Annotated in this window: 8 protein-coding genes; all 8 read left to right on the plus strand. The window is 63.3% G+C overall.

Going from position 1 to position 6,057, the window contains the following annotated elements; all coding sequences use genetic code 11:
• Positions 1-8 precede the first annotated feature (8 nt).
• Genes NTD89_RS10565 through NTD89_RS10600 form a run of 8 tightly spaced genes read left to right on the plus strand, consistent with a single transcriptional unit; the run spans position 9 to position 5,980 of the window.
• Positions 9-764 carry a heme ABC transporter permease gene (locus NTD89_RS10565; protein ID WP_145165067.1) on the plus strand — a complete coding sequence of 252 codons (756 nt, stop codon included), beginning with the start codon at positions 9-11 and terminating at the stop codon, positions 762-764.
• On the plus strand, positions 761-937 hold the full coding sequence (gene ccmD / locus NTD89_RS10570; protein ID WP_106576792.1) for a heme exporter protein CcmD: 177 nt from the start codon (positions 761-763) through the stop codon (positions 935-937). The genes NTD89_RS10565 and ccmD overlap by 4 nt, the downstream gene beginning before the upstream one ends.
• The gene (gene ccmE, locus NTD89_RS10575; RefSeq protein ID WP_106576791.1) at positions 934-1,389 is read left to right on the plus strand and encodes a cytochrome c maturation protein CcmE; all 456 of its coding nucleotides are present in this window, start codon (positions 934-936) and stop codon (positions 1,387-1,389) included. The genes ccmD and ccmE overlap by 4 nt, the downstream gene beginning before the upstream one ends.
• Positions 1,390-1,393: 4 nt before the next feature.
• Positions 1,394-3,382, plus strand: a complete 1,989-nt coding sequence (locus NTD89_RS10580; protein ID WP_262207484.1) for a heme lyase CcmF/NrfE family subunit — start codon at positions 1,394-1,396, stop codon at positions 3,380-3,382.
• Positions 3,379-3,915: a DsbE family thiol:disulfide interchange protein gene (locus NTD89_RS10585; RefSeq protein ID WP_119739509.1), complete on the plus strand. Its 537-nt coding sequence runs from the start codon at positions 3,379-3,381 to the stop codon at positions 3,913-3,915. The genes NTD89_RS10580 and NTD89_RS10585 overlap by 4 nt, the downstream gene beginning before the upstream one ends.
• Positions 3,912-4,385 carry a cytochrome c-type biogenesis protein gene (locus NTD89_RS10590; protein WP_012723038.1) on the plus strand — a complete coding sequence of 158 codons (474 nt, stop codon included), beginning with the start codon at positions 3,912-3,914 and terminating at the stop codon, positions 4,383-4,385. The genes NTD89_RS10585 and NTD89_RS10590 overlap by 4 nt, the downstream gene beginning before the upstream one ends.
• Positions 4,378-5,568: a c-type cytochrome biogenesis protein CcmI gene (ccmI, locus tag NTD89_RS10595; protein ID WP_145165058.1), complete on the plus strand. Its 1,191-nt coding sequence runs from the start codon at positions 4,378-4,380 to the stop codon at positions 5,566-5,568. The genes NTD89_RS10590 and ccmI overlap by 8 nt, the downstream gene beginning before the upstream one ends.
• A gap of 16 nt (positions 5,569-5,584) precedes the next feature.
• Positions 5,585-5,980, plus strand: a complete 396-nt coding sequence (locus tag NTD89_RS10600) for a hypothetical protein (protein WP_145165056.1) — start codon at positions 5,585-5,587, stop codon at positions 5,978-5,980.
• Positions 5,981-6,057 lie beyond the last annotated feature (77 nt).

Here is a 6,057-nt window from a genome sequence, read left to right on the forward strand (position 1 = left end):
AAACAGCAATGAACTGGACCTGGTTTCACAAGCTCGGCTCGCCCAAATGGTTTTACGGCATCAGCGCCAAGCTGCTGCCGTGGTTGAGCATTGCCGCCGTGTTGCTGATCGGCATCGGCCTGGTCTGGGGCCTGGCCTTCGCCCCGCCGGACTACCAGCAAGGCAACAGCTTTCGCATCATCTATATCCACGTGCCCGCCGCGATGCTGGCGCAGTCCTGCTACGTGATGCTGGCCGTGTGCGGCGTGGTCGGGCTGGTGTGGAAGATGAAACTGGCCGACGTCGCCCTGCAATGCGCCGCGCCCATCGGCGCGTGGATGACCGCCGTGGCGCTGGTCACCGGCGCCATTTGGGGCAAGCCGACCTGGGGTTCATGGTGGGTGTGGGACGCGCGCCTGACCTCGATGCTGATCCTGCTGTTTCTGTACTTCGGCCTGATCGCCCTGGGCAATGCCATCAGCAACCGCGACAGCGCCGCGAAGGCCTGCGCGGTGCTGGCGATTGTCGGCGTGATCAACATCCCCATCATCAAATACTCGGTGCAGTGGTGGAACACCCTGCACCAGGGCGCCACGTTCACCCTTACCGAAAAACCGGCGATGCCCGTGGAAATGTGGGCGCCGCTGCTGCTGATGGTGCTGGGGTTCTACTGCTTCTTCGGCGCCGTGCTGCTGATGCGCATGCGTCTGGAAGTGCTCAAGCGTGAAGCCCGCACCAGCTGGGTCAAGGCCGAAGTGCAAAACAGCCTGGGAGCGCGGGGATGAGTTTCAACTCTTTCAGTGATTTTCTCGCCATGGGCCACCACGGCCTGTATGTCTGGACGGCCTATGGCATCTGCCTGGCGGTGCTGGCCCTCAACGTCGCCGCGCCGATCCTGGCCCGCAAGCGTTACCTGCAACAAGAGGCGCGCCGTTTGCGCCGGGAGACCGATAAGTGAATCCGCTGCGTAGAAAGCGTCTGTTGATCATCCTGGCCATCCTGGTCGGTGTGAGTGTTGCCGTGGGCCTGGCGATGAGCGCCCTGCGGGAGAACATCAACCTGTTCTACACCCCGACCCAGATCGCCAACGGCGAAGCGCCGGTAGACACGCGCATTCGCGCGGGCGGCATGGTGGAGAAGGGCTCGCTCAAGCGTTCCGGCGATTCACTCGACGTCACCTTCGTGGTCACCGACTTCAACAAGGCCGTGACCATTACCTATCGCGGCATCCTCCCGGACCTGTTCCGCGAAGGCCAGGGCATCGTCGCCCTCGGCAAGCTCAATGCCGACGGCGTGGTGGTCGCCGATGAAGTGCTGGCCAAGCACGATGAGAAATACATGCCGCCGGAAGTCACCAAGGCCCTGAAAGACAGCGGCCAACCCGCTCCAACCCCGGCAAAGGAGGGCTAAGTTGATGACGTCCGCACTGTTTATTCCCGAGCTGGGCCAGTTAGCGATGATCCTCGCCTTGTGCTTTGCTGTCGTCCAGGCCGTGGTGCCCTTGCTTGGCGCCTGGCGCGGCGACCGCCTGTGGATGAGCCTGGCCCAGCCGGCCGCCTGGGGCCAGTTTGCCTTTTTGCTGTTCGCGTTTGGTTGCCTGACCTACGCCTTCATGACTGACGACTTTTCAGTCGCCTATGTCGCCAACAACTCCAACAGCGCGTTGCCCTGGTACTACAAATTCAGCGCCGTGTGGGGCGCCCACGAAGGCTCGCTGCTGCTGTGGGCCTTGATCCTCGGCGGCTGGACCTTCGCCGTGTCGGTGTTCTCGCGCCAACTGCCGCAAGTCATGCTGGCGCGGGTGCTGGCGGTGATGGGCATGATCAGCATCGGCTTCCTGCTGTTCCTGATCATGACCTCCAACCCGTTCAGCCGCATCCTGCCGCAGATCCCGGTGGACGGGCATGACCTCAACCCCTTGCTGCAAGACATCGGCCTGATCGTGCACCCGCCGATGCTCTACATGGGTTACGTGGGTTTCTCGGTGGCCTTTGCTTTCGCCATCGCCGCCTTGCTCGGCGGGCGTCTCGATGCCGCCTGGGCGCGCTGGTCGCGGCCGTGGACCATCGTCGCCTGGGCCTTTCTCGGGATCGGCATCACCTTGGGCTCGTGGTGGGCCTATTACGAACTCGGCTGGGGCGGCTGGTGGTTCTGGGACCCGGTCGAAAACGCCTCGTTCATGCCGTGGCTGGTGGGCACCGCGCTGATTCACTCGCTGGCCGTCACCGAAAAACGCGGCGTGTTCAAGAGCTGGACCGTGTTGCTGGCCATCGCCGCGTTTTCCCTCAGTTTGCTTGGCACGTTCCTGGTGCGTTCGGGCGTGCTGACGTCGGTGCATGCGTTTGCGTCCGACCCGGCGCGCGGCGTGTTCATCCTGATCTTCCTGCTGTTTGTGGTCGGCGGCTCGCTCACCCTGTTTGCGTTGCGCGCGCCGGTGGTCAAGAGCCAGGTCGGCTTCAACCTGTGGTCGCGTGAAACCCTGTTGCTGGGCAATAACCTGGTGCTGGTGGTGGCCGCGTCGATGATCCTGCTCGGTACCTTGTACCCGTTGGTGCTGGACGCGCTGAGCGGCGCCAAGCTGTCGGTTGGTCCGCCGTACTTCAACGCGTTGTTTATCCCGCTGATGGGCCTGCTGATGGTGGTGATGGCAGTCGGTGTATTGGTGCGCTGGAAAGACACCCCGGTGAAATGGCTGGCGGGCATGCTGATGCCGGTGCTGCTGGGCAGTGTGGCCTTGGCGGTGATCGCAGGCTTTGCCTACGGCGACTTCAACTGGGCGGTGCTCGCAACCTTCCTGCTCGCCGCCTGGGTGTTGCTGGCCGGCGTGCGCGACATTGTCGACAAAACCCGTCACAAAGGCCTGATCAAAGGCTTGCCGACATTGACCCGCAGCTATTGGGGCATGCAGGTGGCGCACCTCGGCATCGCGGTGTGCGCCCTCGGCGTGGTGCTCTCCAGCCAAAACAGCGCCGAGCGCGACCTGCGCCTGGCACCCGGTGAGTCCATGGACCTGGCCGGTTACCACTTCATCTTTGAAGGCGCCAAGCACTTTGAAGGCCCGAACTTCACGTCGGACAAAGGCACCATCCGCGTGGTGCGCAATGGCAAGGAAGTGGCCGTGCTGCACCCGGAAAAACGCCTGTACACCGTGCAAAGCTCAATGATGACCGAAGCGGGCATCGACGCCGGTTTCACCCGCGACCTGTATGTGGCGCTCGGTGAACCCCTGGGCGACGGCGCCTGGGCGGTGCGCGTGCACGTCAAACCGTTTGTGCGCTGGATCTGGTTCGGCGGGTTGCTCACCGGCTTTGGTGGTTTGCTGGCTTCGCTGGACCGGCGTTATCGGGTCAAAGTAAAAAGCCGCGTGCGTGAAGCCCTCGGCCTGCAAGGAGCGCCGGCATGAAGCGTTGGTTGATGGTGTTACCGCTGGCGGCCTTTCTGGTGGTGGCGGTGTTTTTGTATCGCGGCTTGTACCTGGACCCGGCCGAGCTGCCTTCGGCGATGATCGGCAAGCCATTCCCGGCGTTCAGCCTGAAAACCGTGCAGGGCGACAAGACCCTGACCCAGGCCGACCTGCTGGGCAAGCCGGCGCTGGTCAACGTGTGGGCGACCTGGTGCATCTCGTGCCGCGTCGAGCACCCGGTGCTGAACAAACTCGCCGAGAAGGGCGTGGTGATCTACGGCATCAACTACAAGGACGACAATGCGGCGGCCTTGAAGTGGCTGGCGGAGTTCCACAACCCGTACCTGATGGATATCCGCGATGAAGACGGCAACCTCGGTTTGAACCTCGGCGTGTACGGCGCCCCGGAAACCTTCTTTATTGATGCCAAAGGTGTGATCCGCGACAAATACGTCGGCGTGATCGACGAAGTGGTGTGGCGCGAGCAACTGGCCGCCAAGTACCAGGCGCTGGTCGATGAGGCCAAGCCATGAAGCGTCTGTTAGCCGCTGCCGTGTTGGCGCTGGGGTTGGTCGGCGTAGCCCACGCTGCCATCGACACCTACGAATTCGCCAAGGACGGTGACCGTGAGCGTTTTCGCGAACTGACCAAGGAACTGCGTTGCCCCAAGTGCCAGAACCAGGACATCGCCGATTCCAACGCGCCGATTGCCGCCGACCTGCGCAAAGAGATTTTCCGCATGCTGGGGGAGGGCAAGGACAACCAGCAGATCATCGACTTCATGGTCGACCGCTACGGTGATTTCGTGCGTTACAAACCGGCCCTCACCGGCAAGACCGCGCTGCTCTGGTTCGGCCCAGCCGGGCTGTTGCTGGCCGGTGTGGTGGTCATGGCCGTGATCGTCCGCCGCCGCCGCGCCGCGCCTACCGATGGCTCCGACGCGTTATCCCCTGAAGAGCGCAAACGCCTCGACCAATTGCTGGACACCAAGACTGATGATTGATTTTTGGCTCGCAGCAGGGTTGCTGCTCCTGATTGCCCTGAGTTTCCTGTTGATCCCTGTGTTGCGCGGCCGCCGCGCCCAGCGTGAAGAGGACCGCACCGCGCTCAACGTGGCGCTTTACCAGGAACGCGTCGCCGAGTTGCAAGTGCAGCAGGACGAAGGCGTGCTGAATGCCGCGCAACTCGACACCGGCCGCGCCGAAGCGGCCCGTGAACTGCTGGCCGATACCGAAGGCGTGGAAAAGCCTCGCGAATCGCGCCTGGGCAAACCGTTGCCGTTTTTGGCGGCGTTTCTGGTGCCGGTCCTTGGCGTTGCGCTGTACCTGCATTACGGCGCCAGCGATAAGGTCGAGCTGACCCGCGAATTCTCCCAGCCGCCGGTATCGATGCAAGACATGACCCAACGCCTGGAACGCGCCGCCGCTGCCCAGCCGGATTCGCCGGAAGGCTTGTACTTCCTCGGTCGCGCCTACATGGCCCAGGACCGTTCCGCCGATGCGGCCAACGTCTTCGAGCGCACCGTGGCTTTGGCCGGCCGCCAGCCGGAACTGCTCGGCCAGTGGGCGCAGGCGCAGTACTTTGCCGACAACAAGCAGTGGTCGCCCAAGGTGCAGGCGCTGACCGATGAAGCCTTGAAGCTGGACCCCAAGGAAGTCACCAGCCTTGGCCTGTTGGGTATTGCCGCCTTTGAAGGCCAGCGTTATCAGGACGCCATCGACTACTGGAACCGTCTGTTGGCGCAGCTGCCACCGCAAGACAATTCCCGGGTCGCGCTGCAAGGTGGTATCGACCGAGCGGCGGAAAAGCTCAGGGAGAGCGGTGGTACTGTCGCTCAAGCGCCCAAGGCTGTTCTCAAAGTCCGTGTGGATTTGTCCGCCGAGGTGAAGGCCAAAGCCCTGCCCACCGACAGCGTGTTCATTTTTGCCCGCGCCGTCTCCGGCCCGCCTGCGCCGCTGGCGGCCAAGCGCGTGACCGTCGCCGAACTGCCAGTCACCGTCGAACTGGGTGATGCGGACGCGATGATGCCGCAGTTGAAACTGTCGAACTTCCCCGAAGTCCAACTGGTTGCGCGCATATCCCGGGCAGGTCTTCCGACCGCTGGCGAGTGGATCGGCCGCAGCCAACCCTTGGCCAGCACTGCCACTGCGCTGCAGCAGCTGACCATCGACAGTCCGGACAAGTAAATCGAGGAAAACGCCTATGCCCGCATTTGCACGCATCACCTTGCTCAGCCTGGTACTCGGCCTGAGTGCTTGTGCGGTCCACCGGCCACCTCCGGCACCCACCGGCCCGACCATCCCGCCGTCGGGCCCTTCGACCCAGCCGAGCACCCAACCGTCCGGCCCGGTGACCCCGCCGCCGAAACCGCTGCCAAGCAAATCGCCAACCTTCGCCCCACCCCCGGGCGCCGCCAGCCACTGGGACGGCAAGATGCAGGTGTACGTGCTGGAAGAACAGCCCGACACCTTCTACCGCCAGCGCACCTACTACCGCTGGAGCAACGGCTGGAGCCGCTCCATCAGCCCGAACGGGCCGTGGGAAGAAACCGATGTGCACGGCGTACCGCCGGGGCTGAGCAAGCAATACGCGCAATGAAAAAAGGCGACCTTCGGGTCGCCTTTTTCATACCCGCTAAATGCATTCTTGCATCCACTGAAGACCAACTGTGGGAG

It is taken from the genome of Pseudomonas sp. 14P_5.3_Bac1 (assembly GCF_025466135.1).
Taxonomy (GTDB): domain Bacteria; phylum Pseudomonadota; class Gammaproteobacteria; order Pseudomonadales; family Pseudomonadaceae; genus Aquipseudomonas.

Excerpts from the sequence above, each read along its gene's own strand:
- NTD89_RS10565 (WP_145165067.1), top strand. The coding sequence starts at position 9 with ATGAACTGGACCTGGTTTCACAAGCTCGGCTCGCCCAAATGGTTTTAC.
- ccmD (WP_106576792.1), top strand. The coding sequence starts at position 761 with ATGAGTTTCAACTCTTTCAGTGATTTTCTCGCCATGGGCCACCACGGC.
- NTD89_RS10580 (WP_262207484.1), top strand. The coding sequence starts at position 1,394 with ATGACGTCCGCACTGTTTATTCCCGAGCTGGGCCAGTTAGCGATGATC.
- NTD89_RS10585 (WP_119739509.1), top strand. The coding sequence starts at position 3,379 with ATGAAGCGTTGGTTGATGGTGTTACCGCTGGCGGCCTTTCTGGTGGTG.
- NTD89_RS10590 (WP_012723038.1), top strand. The coding sequence starts at position 3,912 with ATGAAGCGTCTGTTAGCCGCTGCCGTGTTGGCGCTGGGGTTGGTCGGC.
- ccmI (WP_145165058.1), top strand. The coding sequence starts at position 4,378 with ATGATTGATTTTTGGCTCGCAGCAGGGTTGCTGCTCCTGATTGCCCTG.
- NTD89_RS10600 (WP_145165056.1), top strand. The coding sequence starts at position 5,585 with ATGCCCGCATTTGCACGCATCACCTTGCTCAGCCTGGTACTCGGCCTG.